We start from the raw sequence: 15,880 nt of genomic DNA, 5'->3' as shown, positions 1-15,880 counted from the left end.
AGACAAAGAAAAAGGGGCGCCGACGCCGGCAGGCAAGCGCCGAAAGGAATGAAAGTGTCTGGTTTCGCGTCGCTTCGCCTGACCCTCAGCGCAGCATTTCTCGGCGCTCTCCTTTATTCCCCGCAACTGGCCGCACAAGGCGCGGCAGCACCCGCCCAGAGCGTCGTCACGCTCGGGCCGAGCGGCCTGCCGCTGCCGCGATTCGTCAGCCTGAAATCCGGCCGCGTCAACTCGCGCGTCGGCCCCGGCGCCAACTACTCGGTCGACTGGATGTATATGAAGGCCGGCCTGCCGATGGAGATCATCCAGGAATTCGACACATGGCGCCGCGTGCGCGATGCCGACGGTTCGGAAGGCTGGATCAACCAGTCGCTGCTTTCGGGCCGGCGCACGGCGATCGTCGCGCCGTGGCAACGCGGCAAGGGTGGTCAGATCAACATGGTCAACAGCCCTGACAAAGACGCAAGGGTGGTCGCGCTCGTCGAGCCGGGTGTCATGGGCACGCTCAAATCCTGCGACGGCCAGTGGTGCGAAATGACGCTCGACGGCCACACCGGCTGGCTCGCCCAGTCGCTTGTCTGGGGTGCTTATCCCGGCGAACGGGTCAAGGACTGACTTTCTGACTGTTTGACGCCGATCTAGCGCCCGATACGACCGAGATGAGTGTCCTGAAACCCGGTTGACAGCTTCAGGCCGTAGCCCAGCGCCCGGTCGACGGCGATGTGGGCGATCCAGATCAATGCAAACGCCATCGCGGCCGCATTGCCGGACAGGTGCCCTGCAAGCAGCAGCAGCACCGGTACAACAAGGATGTGGAAAGCGTTATAGGCGATGGCGCCGACGCGCGACCCGCCAAGATAGCCCAACATCGACAGGTCCGGCGCCAGGATGAGCGCCGCAAAGAGCCACCAGGAAACGCCGACCGATCCGTAGAATACGACGGCGGCGACCGCCACGATGGCCCATTCGAGCCGAATTGTCGGATCGAGAGGTTTCATTCCTCGCGGATCATTCCGGGCGTTTGGGGCGCAGTCTCACCACGATGTCGACATTGGCGATCTCCATCCCCTCCGGCGGCTGCGGCAGGTTGGCAACAGTCACGGGACCGCCGGCGATGTCGAATATCCGGTTTTCGCCTTCGACATAGAAATGGTGGTGGTCGGAAGTGTTGGTGTCGAAATAGGTCTTGGCGCCCTCGACCGCCAGGATGCGCAACAGTCCGGCCTGGGTGAACTGGTGAAGGGCGTTGTAGACGGTGGCCAGCGACACCGGCACGCCGGCGGCAACCGCCTCCTCGTGCAGTTCCTCGGCCGACAGATGGCGGTCGCCCTTGGCGAAAAGCAGGTCGGCCAGCGCAATGCGCTGGCGTGTCGGCCTCAGGCCGGCTTCACGGACCCGCTTGTCCACAGCGACATTTTCCTTCCGGCAGCCCAGGTCCATCTATCCGCCCACGCTCACAGTTCCGCCCCAAGACGCGCCCAGAATGGCAAAAAAATGAACGCCTGCCGCAACCGGACCCCTACCGACATATATTCTGTCGTCCGAATGCGATCAATAGCGCGCATTGACCCAGGCAGACGGGCGGGTTAAGCGCAAGCGCCGGTTTCCGGCCTGAAACGGATTGTGTTAGGAAACCAACGACAAGGGCGCGCTATAGCCCGAGACGACATGGGGACGAGATTGATGGCGGGTTCGAAATCCAGCTACGATTACGATGAATTGCTGGCCTGCGCCCGCGGCGAACTGTTCGGACCGGGCAATGCCCAACTCCCCTATCCGCCCATGCTGATGTTCGACCGCATCACCGAGATCAGCGAGACGGGCGGTGCCTTCGAAAAGGGCTTCATCCGTGCCGAATTCGACATCAAGCCGGACCTGTGGTTCTTTGCCTGCCATTTCATCGGCAATCCGATCATGCCGGGATGCCTCGGCCTCGATGCGATGTGGCAGTTGACGGGCTTCTACCTCGGCTGGCTTGGCGAGCCGGGCAAGGGAATGGCGCTGTCAACCGGTGAGGTCAAGTTCAAAGGCATGGTGACGCCCGCTGTGAAGAAGGTCGAGTATGGCATCGACTTCAAGCGCGTGATGCGCGGCCGGTTGGTGCTCGGCATTGCCGATGGCTGGCTGAAAGCGGATGGCGAGCCCATATACACGGCAACGGATTTGAAGGTCGGTCTGTCCAAGCAATCGGCGGCCGGCTGACCGGTCGCTGACCGGCCCCTTGGAAGGAGTTGCGAATGAGACGTGTCGTAGTCACAGGCCTCGGCATTGTGTCGTCGATCGGCAACAATGCCAACGAGGTGCAGGCCTCGCTGCATGACGCCAGATCCGGCATCAGCTTCTCCGATTCCTTCGCCGAGCATGGCTTTCGGTGCCAGGTCTGGGGCGCGCCGACGCTCGACCCATCCGCCATGATCGATCGCCGTGCGATGCGTTTCCTGTCGCAAGGGGCGGCCTGGAACCACGTCGCCATGGATCAGGCGATCGCGGACGCTGGCCTTGGAGAGAGCGACATCACCAATGAACGCACCGGCATCGTCATGGGATCGGGCGGGCCATCCACCCGCACCATTGTCGAAGCGGCTGAAATCACGCTGAAGAACGGCAGCCCCAAGCGCATCGGCCCATTCGCGGTGCCGAAAGCGATGTCGTCGACCGCATCGGCAACGCTTGCCACGTGGTTCAAGATCCACGGCGTCAACTATTCGATCTCGTCGGCCTGCTCGACCTCGGCCCACTGCATCGGCAATGGCTACGAATTGATCCAGTGGGGCAAGCAGGACATGGTCTTTGCCGGCGGCCACGAGGACCTCGACTGGACGATGTCGGACCTGTTCGACGCCATGGGCGCCATGTCGTCGAAATTCAACGACAAGGCATCGACTGCTTCGCGCGCCTATGACGCCAATCGCGATGGTTTCGTCATCGCTGGCGGCGCCGGCGTGCTGGTGCTCGAAGAGCTGGAGCATGCCAAGGCGCGCGGCGCCAAGATCTACGCCGAGATTGTCGGCTATGGCGCGACCTCGGACGGTTACGACATGGTGGCGCCGTCGGGCGAAGGCGCGATCCGCTGCATGCGCCAGGCGCTGTCGACCGTCGCCACCCCGATCGACTACATCAACACGCATGGTACGTCGACGCCGGTTGGAGATTCCAAGGAGATGGGCGCGATCCGCGAGGTGTTCGGCGAGAAGATGCCGTACATCACCTCGACGAAATCGCTGACCGGCCATTCGCTGGGGGCCGCCGGCGTGCAGGAATCGATCTACTCGATCCTGATGATGCAAGGCGGCTTCATCGGCGAAAGCGCCCATATCGAGAACCTCGATCCGGAATTCGAGGGCATGCCGATCGTGCGAAAGCGCATCGACAACGCCAGGATCGACACCGTTTTGTCAAATTCGTTCGGTTTCGGTGGCACCAACGCAACGCTCGTTTTCCAGCGCTATTCCGCATAAGGACCGCCGACCATGGACGGATTGATGAAGGGCAAGCGCGGGCTTGTCATGGGTGTCGCTAACGACCATTCGATCGCCTGGGGCATCGCGCGGAAATTGTCCGAACATGGGGCGGAACTCGCCTTCACCTACCAGGGCGACGCCTTTGGGCGCCGGGTCAAGCCACTCGCCGACAAGCTCGGCGCCTCGCTGGTCGTTCCGTGCGATGTCGAGGACAGCGCTTCGGTCGCCGCCACGTTCGAGACCCTGGGCAAGGCCTGGGGCGGGTTGGACTTCATCGTCCACGCCATCGGCTTTTCCGACAAGAATGAGCTGAAGGGCCTTTACGCCGACACCAGCCGGGACAATTTCGTCCGCACCATGGTGATCTCCTGCTACTCCTTCACCGAGATCGCCCGCCACGCCGCGGCGTTGATGCAAGACGGCGGATCGATGATCACGCTGACTTACGCGGGCTCCGTGCGCGTCATGCCGAACTACAACGTCATGGGCGTCGCCAAGGCCGGACTGGAAGCCAGTGTGCGCTACCTCGCCAACGACTACGGTCCGCGCGGCATCAGGGTGAACGGCATATCGGCTGGACCGGTGCGCACGCTTGCCGGCGCCGGGATTTCCGACGCGCGCCACATGTTTTCCTACCAGCAGCGCAACTCGCCGCTGCGCCGCACCGTGACCATCGACGAGGTCGGCGGCTCCGCGCTTTATCTGTTGTCCGATCTCGCCTCCGGCGTCACCGGTGAAATCCACTATGTCGATTCCGGCTATCACATCGTCTCGATGCCGACGCTCGACGAATTGAAGCAGACCGACGGCGCGCGAGAATAGGCCGCTCCTGGAAATAGTCTCTCCAGTAAAGAGACGATTCCTTCCAGTAAAATTGGACGCATTCGCGGAAACTCATTTTAAGGAGGTATCTGCTAGAAAGCCCCGCACTCTGGGGACCTTAGAATGCCCGCTGTCAGCAACCCGAAGCGAACACCGGTGTTCCGGCTTCTTACCATAGCAAGCTCGGGCATTGGCAGTTTCGTCCTCGGCATCTGGGGCCTGAAGCTCGGTCTCGGCGATGGTTTTGCCGGCATACCGGCGGCCATGATGGTCGCGATCATGGCCGCCCTTTGCGCCCTGGCGGCGGCGGGAGCCGCGATGTCCTTCTTCGCCGGTGTCGATGAATCGGCGGATTTCGTCTTCAAGGAAACCCACTTCGACAAGCTGACCGGCCTGCTGGCACGCCCGGCGATGGTTGGCAAGATTGCCGAGGCGGCATGCACGACCAGCCGCACCGGCGAGCCGATGTTCCTCATCGACATCGACATCGATCGGTTCAAGCAGGTCAACGACGCGATCGGCTATAGCCAGGGCGACGAACTGATCCGCGCCTTCACCAAGCGACTGAAGGCTTGCGTGCCGCCGCGAGCGCTGATCGGGCGGATCGGCGCCGGTGAGTTCGCGGTGCTGCTCCCCGACAATCAGGTGCAGGGGACGCTGGAAAGTTTCATCGAGAGGCTCATCGACGAGATGATGGAGCCCTATGAGCTCAGCACCCACATGCAATCGGTCAGCCTGTCGGTGGGCATCGTGGCGACGCCAAAGGATGGCATCGATCCCGTCCTCATCCTGCGGCGCTCCAATCTGGCGCTGCAGCATGCGCGCGCCAGCGGGGTCGGCAACTGGTCTGTCTTCCATGCCGAAATGGGCAGGGTCGCCGACCATCGCCAATGGATCGAATCCGAGTTGCATACAGCCTTCGAGCGCGGTGACTTCGATCTTCACTACCAGCCACAACTCGATCTCCCGACGGGCCGCATCATCGGTTACGAAGCGCTGATCCGCTGGCGGCATCCAGAACGTGGGATGATCCCGCCAATGGATTTCATACTGATCGCCGAGGAAACAGGCATGATTGGTCCGATCGGCGAATGGGTGCTGCGCAAGGCCTGCAGCGACGCCCGCCATCTGCCCGACGATTGCTTCGTCGCGGTCAACATCTCGCCCGTGCAGTTCATGACCAAGGACTTCGTCGGCATCGTGCGTGACACCATGACGAGCACCGGTATCAAGCCGTCGCGGCTGGAGCTGGAAGTGACCGAGACGGCGATGATGCAGGACCGCGACCGCGCCGCCATCATCCTGAAGCAGCTTGCCGACATGGGCATCTCGGTCGCTGTCGACGATTTCGGCACCGGCTATTCCAACCTGAGCTACCTGATCGATTTCTCGTTCGGCAAGCTGAAGATCGACCGCTCCTTCGTCAGCCGCATCGACACCGATTCCAGCTCCGGCGCGGTCGTCTCGACCATCGTCGGGCTTTCGCGCGCGCTCGGCGTCAGCATCATTGCCGAAGGCGTCGAGACCGAAAACCAGGCGACGATGCTGAGGGCAGCCGGCTGCGAAGTGGTGCAGGGTTACCTGTTCGGCAGGCCGGCGCCACTCAAGTTCAGGACTGGCGACGGGTATGCCACCGACGAGGTCCGACGCGTCGCCAATCTGCATTGAGCACGGCGCGCATCCGCTTACGCTGACCGTCCGTTCGGATCAATGCTTCAGCGACGTGCCGAAAGCACCTTGAACATGCCGTCGCGGGCAAGCTCGGCATGGCTCGAGAAGGCGGCCGACAGTATTGGCTCATAAGGAAGCTGACGGTTGGCCACCATGAACAGCCGCCCTCCAGGCTTCAAGGCCTTGGCTGCCGCGCGGATCATGCCGGCCCCGATCTCAGGCTCGGCCGCGCGGCTGCGGTGAAACGGCGGGTTCATGACGATCGCGTCGTAGCGCCGTTCTACCGGCTCGCTCAGCAGATCGGTCCAGAAGAAATTCCGTGTGATCGACTGGCCAACCCCCGCCAGATTAAGCTTTGCAGCTTCGAGCGAGGCGAAGTCCGCCTCATGAAGGTCGAGCGCCAGAATGCCGGGGGAGCGCGCGACGAGCTCGGCCGCCAGATAGCCCCAGCCGGCGCAGAAATCGGCTACGCTGCCACGCAGGTCATTGGGCAAGTTTTCGACCAGCAATCTCGAGCCGGTATCGATCCGGTCAAAGGAAAACATGCCCGGTGCGGTATGGAAACGGCCTTCCACCAGCAAGGCTGGATTGGCGGCGCGCAGTTTTTGCGCCGCTGCCAGATCGGCGGGACGGCGGAGCCAGAAGGCAATGCCGTGATATTTCGGCAGATGGCCGTCGAGCGGCACAAGCTCGTCAATGCGCTTGCGCAGGCTGGCGATACCATCATCCTTGCCGCCGGCAATGACGATCAACCCACCCGGCGCCACGCTCTCGAGCGCCTGGGCGATACGCAATTCGTTCAGGCCGCGATGGCGGCCGGCAAACACGAGCGCCATACCAAAGCCATCGCCTTCCGCTTGCGGAGTGACGACGACACCGGGAGCCTGCAGCGCGCGAAAGTACGGCCGGAAGCCCTGTACGACGTGAAGCTCGGCCTCGAAACCGTCAGGCAGGCGAAAGCCCGGTTCGGCGCCGAGAAAGAGAACGCGCTCGCCCGTTCGCGGCAAGGCGACAGCCTCGGCCTCGAATGGGTGAAAAAGCGTCTTCAGCGCCTCAGCCGGCATTCCGATGTCCCTTCAAATGAAAACGGGCGCGACCTACCGGCGCGCCCGTCTTGATCTACTGGCCGGACCGATCAGGCGGCGTTTTCTTCGCCTTCGGTCTTCTTGTCGCGAGCGAGTTCCTTGCCGGTGGCCTGATCGACCACCTTCATCGACAGGCGGACCTTGCCGCGCTCGTCGAAGCCCATCAGCTTGACCCAGACCTTGTCGCCCTCCTTGACAACGTCCGAGGTCTTGGCGACCCGGTCGTTGGCAAGCTGCGAGATGTGGACGAGGCCGTCACGCGGACCGAAGAAGTTGACGAAAGCGCCGAAGTCGGCGGTCTTGACGACCGTGCCTTCGTAGATCTCGCCGACTTCCGGCTCGGCGACGATGGTGTGGATCCACTTCTTGGCCGCCTCGATCTCCTTGGCGTTGGACGAAGCGATCTTGACCGTGCCGTCATCCTCGATGTTGATCTTGGCGCCGGTCTTCTCGACGATCTCGCGGATGACCTTGCCGCCCGAACCAATCACGTCGCGGATCTTGTCGGTCGGGATATGCATGACCTCGATGCGCGGCGCGAACTCGCCGAGTTCGGGGCGGGCGCCGGTCAGGGCATGCGCCATTTCGCCGAGGATATGCTGGCGGCCATCCTTGGCCTGGTCCAGCGCGATCTTCATGATCTCCTCGGTGATGCCCTCGATCTTGATGTCCATCTGCAGCGAGGTGATGCCGTTGGCGGTGCCGGCGACCTTGAAGTCCATGTCGCCGAGGTGATCCTCGTCGCCAAGGATGTCGGAGAGCACGGCGAAGCGCTCGCCTTCCTTGATCAGGCCCATGGCGATGCCGGCGACCGGCTTGGCCAGTGGAACGCCCGCATCCATCAGCGCCAGCGAGGTGCCGCAGACCGTGGCCATCGACGACGAACCGTTGGACTCGGTGATCTCCGAGACAACGCGCAGCGTGTAGGGGAACTGGTCAGCGCTCGGCAGCATCGGGCGGATGGCGCGCCAGGCGAGCTTGCCGTGGCCGATTTCGCGGCGGCCCGGCGATCCCATGCGGCCGGTCTCGCCGACGGAATAGGGAGGGAAGTTGTAGTGAAGGAGGAACTTCTCCTTGTACATGCCGGTCAGCGAATCGACATACTGCTCGTCCTCGCCGGTGCCGAGCGTGGCAACGACCAGTGCCTGGGTCTCGCCGCGGGTGAACAGCGCCGAACCATGGGTACGAGGCAGGACGCCGACTTCCGAGACGATCTTGCGGACCGTCTTGAGATCGCGGCCATCGATGCGCGAGCCGGTGTCGAGGATGTTCCAGCGCACGACCTTGGCCTGGAGTTCCTTGAACACGGTGCCGATCTGCTCGGAGGTGTATTTGGCCTCTTCGCCTTCAGCCGGCGCGAACGCGGCCTTGACCTTGGCCTTGACGGCGTCAACGGCGGCGTAACGCTTCTGCTTGTCTACGTTCTTGTAAGCGTCGCGAAGTTCGCCCTCGACGATCTTCAGCATCTCGGCCTCAAGCGCGGAATAGTCCGGCGCGGTGAAGTCGCGCGGCTCCTTGGCGGCAACTTCGGCCAGCTTGATGATGGCGTCGATGACCGGCTGGAAGCCCTTGTGGCCGAACATGACGGCGCCGAGCATCAGCTCTTCGCCAAGTTCCTTGGCTTCGGACTCGACCATCAGCACGGCGTCGGCGGTGCCGGCGACGACGAGGTCGAGTTTCGATTCCTGCATCTCATCGACATGCGGGTTGAGCACGTATTCGCCGTTGATGTAACCGACGCGGGCACCGCCGACAGGGCCCATGAAGGGCACGCCCGACAGGGTCAGCGCCGCCGAGGTGGCGACGATCGACAGGATGTCCGGATCGTTCTCGAGGTCATGCTGGACGACGGTGACGACGATCTGGGTGTCGTTCTTGTAGCCTTCGGCAAAGAGCGGGCGGATCGGGCGGTCGATCAGGCGGGAAACCAGCGTTTCCTTTTCGCTCGGACGGCCTTCGCGCTTGAAATAGCCACCCGGGATCTTGCCGGCGGCGTAGGTCTTTTCCTGGTAGTTGACGGTCAGCGGGAAGAAATCAAGGCCGGGCTTCGGCTCCTTCATCGAAACGACGGTGGCGAGAACCTTGGTCTCGCCATAGGTGGCGAGCACCGCGCCGTCAGCCTGGCGCGCGATCTTGCCGGTTTCGAGGATGAGCGGACGGCCGCCCCATTCGATTTCCACTTTGTGGTGATTGAACATGTCTTGTCCTTAATAAGCGGAAAGGGCCGCGCCGTTTCACGGTGCGCGGATGCCCTTTCCCTGGCTTCCTTTCTCGGGCAGCCACGGGCAAGACAACGGGAAGCTCGGGTAATTTCGGCGCGGCGAGCGCGCGAGCGTCCTGCAATCCTGCCCCATGACCGTCCATGGGCGGTTTCGAGTGGCCCTCTGCACGCTCGAAACCGGGTCTGGCCAATCGATACGACTGGCAGAATGCGCGACCGGCGGGCTCTCCGAGGAAAGCCCGCCGGTCAATTCGTCAACGGCGCAGACCGAGCTTCTCGATCAGCGTCTGATAGCGCGCGTCGTCCTTGCGCTTGAGATAATCAAGCAGGCTGCGGCGCTGGGAGACGAGAGCGAGCAGACCACGGCGGGAATGGTTATCCTTCTTGTGGTCCTTGAAATGGTCGGTCAGGTTCTTGATGCGCTCGGAAAGGATGGCCACCTGGACTTCCGGAGACCCGGTATCGCCCTTGGCGGTTGCGAATTCACCCATCAATTCCTTTTTGCGCTCGGCAGTAATCGACATCGTGTTTTTCCTTATCTGTTTGAGGAAACGGGTCGCCCTCAGCCGGGATGTCGTCCAGCAGGGGCCGGTGCAGGCAACGCGTCAGGGCGCGATGCTGCGGCGCATATAGTGCAATTCCCCGGAAAACACCAGCCCAATTCACAAGCCGGCTTCGTCGCAGCTTTTGTGACCCAAAAGAGGACTTTCGCCGCGGCTAAAGCCACTTCTTCCATCTGAAGAACGAGATCAGCCCGATCGCGACAAGCAGCATGAAGACGAGTGCGGCCGGATAACCGTAGTAGGATCGCAGTTCCGGCATGTTCCATGGCGAGGCGTCGGGACTGAAGTTCATGCCCCAGACGCCGACCAGGAAGGTCAGCGGCATGAAGATGACGGAGACGATGGTCAGGTAGCTGATGACGTCATTGGTGCGCGCCTGGCTCAGCGACAGATGCATCTCGATCAGGCCGGTCAGCATGTCGCGCTGGGTTTCCACCAATTCGATCAGCCGCAGCGAATGATCGAGCGTGTCGTTGAGGAAGACCTTGGTCTCGGCCTTCACATAGGGCACGTCGTTGCGGATCAGGGTCGCCAGCGCATCGCGCATCGGCCACAGCACGCCCTTGAGCACATTGGCGTCGCGCCGCAATTCGTGCAACTGCCGCATCTGATGCTTGTGCGGCGTGTTCATCATCTCGTCCTCGATGCTGTCGACCAGGTCGCCGGCAGTCTCGATCGGCGGGAAATAGCTGTCGACGATGGCATCGATCAGCGCATAGGCAAGGTAATCGGCGCCACGCGCGCGCAGCCGGTTGGGCGCCGAGCTCTCGATGCGCTTGCGCACCGGATCGAACGGATCGCCTTCACGTTCCTGGAACGTGACGACGAAACCCTTGCCGAAGAAAACGGCGATCTGCTCGTAGCGGTGCGCGGTGACGTCGTCGATCATCCTGACGACGACGAAGGCATGGTCCTCGAAGAAATCCACCTTCGGCCGCTGGCCCGTGTTGACGACGTCTTCCAGCGCCAGCGGGTGCAGGCTGAAAATGCGGCCGATCTCCTCGATCAGCGAAATGTTGGCCAGTCCGGTACAATCGAGCCAGATGATCGGCCATTTTTCGCAATTGGCGGCGACGTCGTCGATGCTGGCATTGTCGATGGTCATGAACTTTTGCGGCGAGATCAGGGTCAGCCGCAGTTCCGAGCGCCGCGCCGCCGGGTCGGCGATGAGCGTGCCGGGCGACGCGCCGACCGGTGGCCGCCGCATCCTCGCCGTCGCCCGCCTCTTGACCGTCCCAGCCTTTGCCATGGAGCCCCCTCGCGCGTCGTGTCGAAAGAAACTAGACGAGCGCCGTCACCCGGCAAAGACCCGCTTGGGCTTGAACATGCCTTGTTCGATCGCGCCGATGGCGACCAGCTTGCCACGTGCCGTGGCGCAGGCTTCTTCCGCTTCCACCGGCGCGTCGCGCCCGCGGATGATGACCGGATTGCCGAGGCGGATCTTTGTCGCCGCGTCGTCGCTGATGGCGATCTGCGGCAGACAGTCGAGCGCGGCCGACGTGTCGACCAGCAGCGCGTCGATCGCACCGAAATCGGCCGGCTTTTCCGCCTCATCAACCGTTTCCGAACCTTCGTCGCCCTTTTCGCCGAAGCGAGCGGCTTCCAGTTCGGCGATGGTGACAAAGTCTTCCGGCGTGAACGGCTCGACCTCGACACGGCGCAGTTCCGAAATATGGCCGAAACAGCCGAGGTCGCGGCCCATGTCGCGGGCCAATGAACGCACATACGTGCCCTTGCCGCACTCGACCTCGAAAACGGTGTGGTCGGCATGGTGCTCGACAAGGTCGAGACGGCCTATCTCCACTTCGCGTGGCGGGATGTCGACCGTTTCGCCCTCGCGGGCCAGATCGTAGGCGCGCTCGCCGGCGATCTTGATGGCCGAGAATTGCGGCGGCGTCTGCATGATGACACCGGTGTATTTCGGCAGCAGCGCCAGCACCTCTGCCTCCGACGGACGCTGGTCGGAATCCTTGGTTACCGGACCCTCGAGGTCGTCGGTCGAACGCTCCTGCCCCCAGGCAACGGTGAAACGATAGATCTTGGCGCCGTCCTGCACATAGGGCACGGTCTTGGTGGCTTCGCCGAGTGCGATCGGCAGCATGCCGGAAGCCAGTGGATCGAGCGTGCCGGCATGGCCGGCCTTTTCCGCCTGGAACAGCCACTTGATCTTGGAGACGGCTTCGGTCGAACCCATGCCGACCGGCTTGTCCAGCACCAGCCAGCCCGAGATCGGCCGGCCCTTCTTCTTGCCGCGACGCGCCACTATTCGGTGTCCTTGTTGTCGTCTTTGTTTTGGTCGGCTTTATTTTGGTCGTCTGGGCCCAGATCGCGCGCCACTTCGGGCGACTTGAGGAGATCGTTGATCCTGGCGAAATTGTCGAAGGAAGTGTCGAGCTTGAAGCGGAACTCCGGCATGAACTTCATCTGCCGCAGCGCCCCGGAAACGCGGCCACGCACGAATTTCGCATGCTTGTTGAGCGCCTCGACCACCGCGTCGGTATCCTTGGCTCCAAGTGGCGAAACGAAAGCGGTGGCGACCTTCAGGTCGGGCGACATGCGCACTTCCGAGACCGAAACCACGGTATTCTCGATCAGCGGATCGATGATCTCGCCGCGCTGCAAGGTTTCGGACAGCGCATGGCGCACCTGTTCGGCGACGCGCAGCATGCGCTGGGATGGACTTGAAGTGGTTGGACGGGGCATTTCTCTCAATCCTGAAAGCGTGGGGCGCGGGATGGGACCGTGCCGCATGTCTCATATGTGTTGGGCGGCGGTCTTTCGACCACCGCCCGGTATGGACAAGTCACTCGAACTCAGAGCGTCCGGGTCACCATCTCGACGCGGAAGCACTCGATGACGTCGCCGACACGCATGTCCTCGTAGTTCTGGAAGGCCATGCCGCACTCCTGGCCGCCGGGGACTTCCGAAACCTCGTCCTTGAAGCGCTTCAGCGTCTTCAGCGTGCCTTCGTGGATGACGACGTTGTCGCGGATCAGGCGCACGCCCGCGCCACGCTCGACCTTGCCTTCGGTGACACGGCAGCCGGCGATCTTGCCGACCTTGGTGATGTCGAAGATCTCGAGGATCTGCGCATTGCCGATGAAGGTCTCGCGACGCTCCGGCGACAACAGGCCCGACAGAGCCGCCTTCACGTCATCCACGAGATTGTAGATGATCGAGTAGTAGCGGATCTCGATGCCCGCGGCCGCCGCGGCGGCACGCGCCTGGGCGTTGGCGCGGACATTGAAGCCGATGATCGCCGCACCCGAAGTCTCCGCCAGCGACACGTCGCTTTCGGTGATGGCGCCGGCGCCGGCATGAACGATGCGCGCACGCACCTCGTCGGTGCCGAGCTTGTCCAGCGCCGCGTTGATCGCCTCGATAGAGCCCTGCACGTCGCCCTTGATGACCAGCGGGAATTCCTTCAGTCCGCTCGTCTGCAACTGCGACATCATCTGCTCGAGCGACCCGCGCTGGCCGGCATGCTTGGCAACCGCCTTCTCACGCGCCAGACGCTGGCGGTACTCGGTGATTTCGCGGGCGCGGGCCTCGTTGTTGACCACGGCAAAGCGGTCGCCAGCCTGCGGCGTGCCTTGCAGACCAAGCACTTCGACCGGCATCGCCGGCGGCGCTTCCTTGATCTGCACGCCACGATCGTTGACCAGCGCACGCACCCGGCCCCATTCGTTGCCGGCGACAAGGATATCACCCGGCATCAGCGTGCCGGTCTGCACCAGCACGGTGGCAACCGGGCCACGACCCTTGTCGAGCTGAGCTTCGATGACAACACCCTCGGCGGTGCGGTCCGGATTGGCCTTCAGGTCGAGAATTTCGGCCTGCAGCAGGATCGCCTCGAGCAGCTTGTCGAGATTGGTGCCCTTGGTCGCCGACACTTCGACGTCCAGCACTTCACCGCCCATCGATTCGACGAAGACCTCGTGGCGCAACAGTTCCGAACGCACCTTCTGCGGATCGGCATCATGCTTGTCGATCTTGTTGATCGCCACGATGATCGGAACGCCGGCCGCCTTGGCGTGGCTGATGGACTCGATCGTCTGCGGCATCACGCTGTCGTCGGCCGCCACCACCAGGATGGCGATGTCGGTTGCCTGGGCGCCGCGGGCACGCATCGCCGTGAAGGCGGCATGGCCGGGCGTGTCGATGAAGGTGATCTTGTTGCCGTTCTTCTCGACCTGGTAGGCGCCGATATGCTGGGTGATGCCGCCGGCCTCGCCGGACACGACATTGGCGTTGCGGATGGCGTCGAGCAGCGAGGTCTTGCCGTGATCGACATGGCCCATGATCGTCACCACAGGCGGACGCGACACCAGGTCCTCGGCATTGTCGGCGATGTTGAACAGGCCTTCCTCGATGTCGGACTCGGCGACGCGGCGAACCGTGTGGCCGAATTCGGTGGCGACCAGCTCGGCCGTGTCGGCGTCGATGACGTCGCCCGGCTTCAGGATCTGGCCCTGCTTCATGAAGAACTTGACCAGGTCGACGGCGCGCTCGGACATGCGTTGCGCAAGTTCCTGGATGGTAATGGTTTCGGGCAGGATCACTTCGCGCATGACTTTCTCGCGCGGCTCATTGTGCATCGCGCGCTTGAATTTCTCCTGGCGGCGACGCATCGACGACAGCGACCGAGCCCGCGCGTCCTCGTCGGACAATGCCGAATTCAGCGTCAGCTTGCCACGGCGGCGGTCTTCCTCGCTCTTGGTCGGCTTGGCCGGGCGCGCCACTTCGGGCGTGACCAGACGGCGCACCGGCGCACCGGCGCCAGTCCGCTTCGGCTTGACCTCTTCCTCTTCGTCGACCGTTGCCAGTTCAGCGGCCAGCGGCGCGCGGCGACGTGCCTCTTCCTCGGCCCGGCGGCGCGACTCGGCCTCGGTCTGCAACCGCGCCTCTTCCTCGGCCTGGCGGCGCGCGGATTCCTCGCGTTCGCGCTTGCGGCGCTCTTCGTCCTCGGCGCGGCGCTTGGCATCCTCGGCGGCGCGCTGACGGTCCTCGACCTCGCGCACCTTCGAGCCTTCGAGCGCCCTGCGGCGCGCTTCCATTTCGCTGCGCGACAATTCGTTCAGCACCATGCCGCCGCGCTCGACCGGAGGCGGTGGTGGTGGTGGTGGCGGCGGCGCCTTGGGCGCTTCCTGCACGACGGGAGCGGCCACGACCGGCGGCTTCGGCGTGAACACAGGTGCGGCAACAGGCTCCGGCTTGTCGCCGGGCATCGAGAACTTGCGCTTCTTGGTTTCGACGACGACCTGCTTGGTGCGGCCGTGCGAGAAGTTCTGGCGCACAGTGCCCTGTTCCATACCGGGGCGCTTCAGCGTCAAGGTCTTCTTCGGCGTCACACTCAGCGTATTGTCGTCACCCGATTTCGTATCGCTCATTCCATATCCTCTGCGGCATCATCTTCGTCAGCAACAGCCGCAAGCATTGCCAGATCGTCCGGGGAACCGCCCCGATACCGGTCGAGCGCAACCATGCGCTTCTGGACCGCCCTGCCCGCGTCTCCCGCGAGAACGGCAGCATGTATCACATTTGTACCCCCCAATGCCAAGCTCAACTCGGCCTCGGAGAAAAGTTTGTAGGCAAGGATGGCAGGCCCGCCGAGATGGACTGTCGCCCGCCGCGCCTGGCTGATCTTGCGTACGCCGTCGTCGGACGCCTCGGTCGCATGGAGCACGAAAAGCGCCAGCCCGCCGCGCACCGCGCTCTCAACCTTGGTGGCGCCAAGAGAAATTGCGCCCGCCTTGCGTGCAAGCCCCAGCATGCCCAGAGCAGATCTGGAAAGCAGCCCGTCGACCATGCCGCCAAAGTCGGGCGGCACTGTCACCTGCGCCTTGAAGGCACGGGCAAACAGGTTTTTGGCCGCCGCCTTGTCGACATGTAGGCGGTCGGCCGTCACCCAGCAACCACGGCCAGGCAGATTTCTCTTGATGTCGGGAACGACGGCCGAATCCGGGCCGACGACGAACCGGATCAGTTCATCCGGTTCGGCCTGCCTGCGGGTGACGATGCAGGTGCGATCGTTCATCTCGTCCAAGGGCGGGTTCG

The 15,880-nt window shown here is 63.1% G+C and carries 15 protein-coding genes; 5 read left to right on the top strand and 10 right to left on the bottom strand.

The window, feature by feature from the left end:
• Positions 1-54 precede the first annotated feature (54 nt).
• The gene (locus OOJ09_RS16140) at positions 55-615 is read left to right on the top strand and encodes an SH3 domain-containing protein (protein ID WP_269906128.1); all 561 of its coding nucleotides are present in this window, start codon (positions 55-57) and stop codon (positions 613-615) included.
• Positions 616-638: 23 nt separating this feature from the next.
• On the opposite strand, the gene OOJ09_RS16135 is transcribed toward OOJ09_RS16140, so the two are convergent.
• Both OOJ09_RS16135 and irrA read right to left on the bottom strand, forming a co-directional pair.
• A complete protein-coding gene (locus OOJ09_RS16135; RefSeq protein ID WP_269906127.1) occupies positions 639-998 on the bottom strand; it encodes a DUF4260 domain-containing protein in 360 nt (119 codons plus the stop codon).
• A gap of 10 nt (positions 999-1,008) precedes the next feature.
• Complete coding sequence (gene irrA, locus OOJ09_RS16130) at positions 1,009-1,440, bottom strand: iron response transcriptional regulator IrrA (protein ID WP_269906126.1); 432 nt, start codon at positions 1,438-1,440, stop codon at positions 1,009-1,011.
• Positions 1,441-1,683: 243 nt separating this feature from the next.
• Here irrA and fabA point away from each other — a divergent pair, with 243 nt between their 5' ends.
• The 4 genes from fabA to OOJ09_RS16110 all read left to right on the top strand — a co-directional run bounded on the left by fabA (position 1,684) and on the right by OOJ09_RS16110 (position 5,951).
• On the top strand, positions 1,684-2,202 hold the full coding sequence (fabA, locus tag OOJ09_RS16125) for a 3-hydroxyacyl-[acyl-carrier-protein] dehydratase FabA (RefSeq protein ID WP_269906125.1): 519 nt from the start codon (positions 1,684-1,686) through the stop codon (positions 2,200-2,202).
• 35 nt (positions 2,203-2,237) lie between these two features.
• A complete protein-coding gene (fabB, locus tag OOJ09_RS16120) occupies positions 2,238-3,458 on the top strand; it encodes a beta-ketoacyl-ACP synthase I (RefSeq protein ID WP_269906124.1) in 1,221 nt (406 codons plus the stop codon).
• Positions 3,459-3,470: 12 nt separating this feature from the next.
• Positions 3,471-4,283 carry an enoyl-ACP reductase FabI gene (gene fabI, locus OOJ09_RS16115; RefSeq protein ID WP_091579606.1) on the top strand — a complete coding sequence of 271 codons (813 nt, stop codon included), beginning with the start codon at positions 3,471-3,473 and terminating at the stop codon, positions 4,281-4,283.
• Positions 4,284-4,406: 123 nt separating this feature from the next.
• Positions 4,407-5,951, top strand: a complete 1,545-nt coding sequence (locus OOJ09_RS16110; RefSeq protein WP_269906123.1) for a putative bifunctional diguanylate cyclase/phosphodiesterase — start codon at positions 4,407-4,409, stop codon at positions 5,949-5,951.
• A 47-nt stretch (positions 5,952-5,998) separates the two neighbouring features.
• Here the strand turns inward: OOJ09_RS16110 and OOJ09_RS16105 are convergent, their stop codons facing one another.
• From OOJ09_RS16105 to OOJ09_RS16070, 8 genes are all read right to left on the bottom strand, one after another.
• Positions 5,999-7,018: a class I SAM-dependent methyltransferase gene (locus tag OOJ09_RS16105; protein ID WP_269906122.1), complete on the bottom strand. Its 1,020-nt coding sequence runs from the start codon at positions 7,016-7,018 to the stop codon at positions 5,999-6,001.
• A 71-nt stretch (positions 7,019-7,089) separates the two neighbouring features.
• A complete protein-coding gene (gene pnp, locus OOJ09_RS16100; protein ID WP_269906121.1) occupies positions 7,090-9,237 on the bottom strand; it encodes a polyribonucleotide nucleotidyltransferase in 2,148 nt (715 codons plus the stop codon).
• Between the two features lie 277 nt (positions 9,238-9,514).
• Complete coding sequence (gene rpsO / locus OOJ09_RS16095) at positions 9,515-9,784, bottom strand: 30S ribosomal protein S15 (protein ID WP_006337962.1); 270 nt, start codon at positions 9,782-9,784, stop codon at positions 9,515-9,517.
• Between the two features lie 193 nt (positions 9,785-9,977).
• Positions 9,978-11,072: a magnesium/cobalt transporter CorA gene (corA, locus tag OOJ09_RS16090; RefSeq protein ID WP_269906120.1), complete on the bottom strand. Its 1,095-nt coding sequence runs from the start codon at positions 11,070-11,072 to the stop codon at positions 9,978-9,980.
• A 45-nt stretch (positions 11,073-11,117) separates the two neighbouring features.
• On the bottom strand, positions 11,118-12,086 hold the full coding sequence (truB, locus tag OOJ09_RS16085) for a tRNA pseudouridine(55) synthase TruB (RefSeq protein WP_269906119.1): 969 nt from the start codon (positions 12,084-12,086) through the stop codon (positions 11,118-11,120).
• Positions 12,086-12,526 (bottom strand): 30S ribosome-binding factor RbfA, encoded by a 441-nt coding sequence (gene rbfA, locus OOJ09_RS16080; protein ID WP_269906118.1) that lies wholly within the window; start codon positions 12,524-12,526, stop codon positions 12,086-12,088. The genes truB and rbfA overlap by 1 nt, the downstream gene beginning before the upstream one ends.
• A 110-nt stretch (positions 12,527-12,636) precedes the next feature.
• On the bottom strand, positions 12,637-15,213 hold the full coding sequence (gene infB, locus OOJ09_RS16075) for a translation initiation factor IF-2 (RefSeq protein ID WP_269906117.1): 2,577 nt from the start codon (positions 15,211-15,213) through the stop codon (positions 12,637-12,639).
• On the bottom strand, positions 15,210-15,860 hold the full coding sequence (locus OOJ09_RS16070) for an RNA-binding protein (protein ID WP_269906272.1): 651 nt from the start codon (positions 15,858-15,860) through the stop codon (positions 15,210-15,212). The genes infB and OOJ09_RS16070 overlap by 4 nt, the downstream gene beginning before the upstream one ends.
• Between the last annotated feature and the right edge of the window lie 20 nt (positions 15,861-15,880).

Source organism: Mesorhizobium qingshengii, from assembly GCF_027563465.1.
GTDB lineage: Bacteria > Pseudomonadota > Alphaproteobacteria > Rhizobiales > Rhizobiaceae > Mesorhizobium > Mesorhizobium qingshengii_A.
Note: the sequence above shows the minus strand (reverse complement) of the source record. Positions and strands in the feature narration are given on the sequence as shown.

What these genes read in the sequence shown, in the direction of transcription:
- OOJ09_RS16110 (WP_269906123.1), top strand. Translation starts at nt 4,407, where the DNA reads ATGCCCGCTGTCAGCAACCCGAAGCGAACACCGGTGTTCCGGCTTCTT.
- OOJ09_RS16135 (WP_269906127.1), bottom strand. Translation starts at nt 998, where the DNA reads ATGAAACCTCTCGATCCGACAATTCGGCTCGAATGGGCCATCGTGGCG.
- fabA (WP_269906125.1), top strand. Translation starts at nt 1,684, where the DNA reads ATGGCGGGTTCGAAATCCAGCTACGATTACGATGAATTGCTGGCCTGC.
- pnp (WP_269906121.1), bottom strand. Translation starts at nt 9,237, where the DNA reads ATGTTCAATCACCACAAAGTGGAAATCGAATGGGGCGGCCGTCCGCTC.
- fabI (WP_091579606.1), top strand. Translation starts at nt 3,471, where the DNA reads ATGGACGGATTGATGAAGGGCAAGCGCGGGCTTGTCATGGGTGTCGCT.
- corA (WP_269906120.1), bottom strand. Translation starts at nt 11,072, where the DNA reads ATGGCAAAGGCTGGGACGGTCAAGAGGCGGGCGACGGCGAGGATGCGG.
- rpsO (WP_006337962.1), bottom strand. Translation starts at nt 9,784, where the DNA reads ATGTCGATTACTGCCGAGCGCAAAAAGGAATTGATGGGTGAATTCGCA.
- rbfA (WP_269906118.1), bottom strand. Translation starts at nt 12,526, where the DNA reads ATGCCCCGTCCAACCACTTCAAGTCCATCCCAGCGCATGCTGCGCGTC.
- irrA (WP_269906126.1), bottom strand. Translation starts at nt 1,440, where the DNA reads ATGGACCTGGGCTGCCGGAAGGAAAATGTCGCTGTGGACAAGCGGGTC.
- OOJ09_RS16070 (WP_269906272.1), bottom strand. Translation starts at nt 15,860, where the DNA reads ATGAACGATCGCACCTGCATCGTCACCCGCAGGCAGGCCGAACCGGAT.
- fabB (WP_269906124.1), top strand. Translation starts at nt 2,238, where the DNA reads ATGAGACGTGTCGTAGTCACAGGCCTCGGCATTGTGTCGTCGATCGGC.
- OOJ09_RS16105 (WP_269906122.1), bottom strand. Translation starts at nt 7,018, where the DNA reads ATGCCGGCTGAGGCGCTGAAGACGCTTTTTCACCCATTCGAGGCCGAG.
- infB (WP_269906117.1), bottom strand. Translation starts at nt 15,213, where the DNA reads ATGAGCGATACGAAATCGGGTGACGACAATACGCTGAGTGTGACGCCG.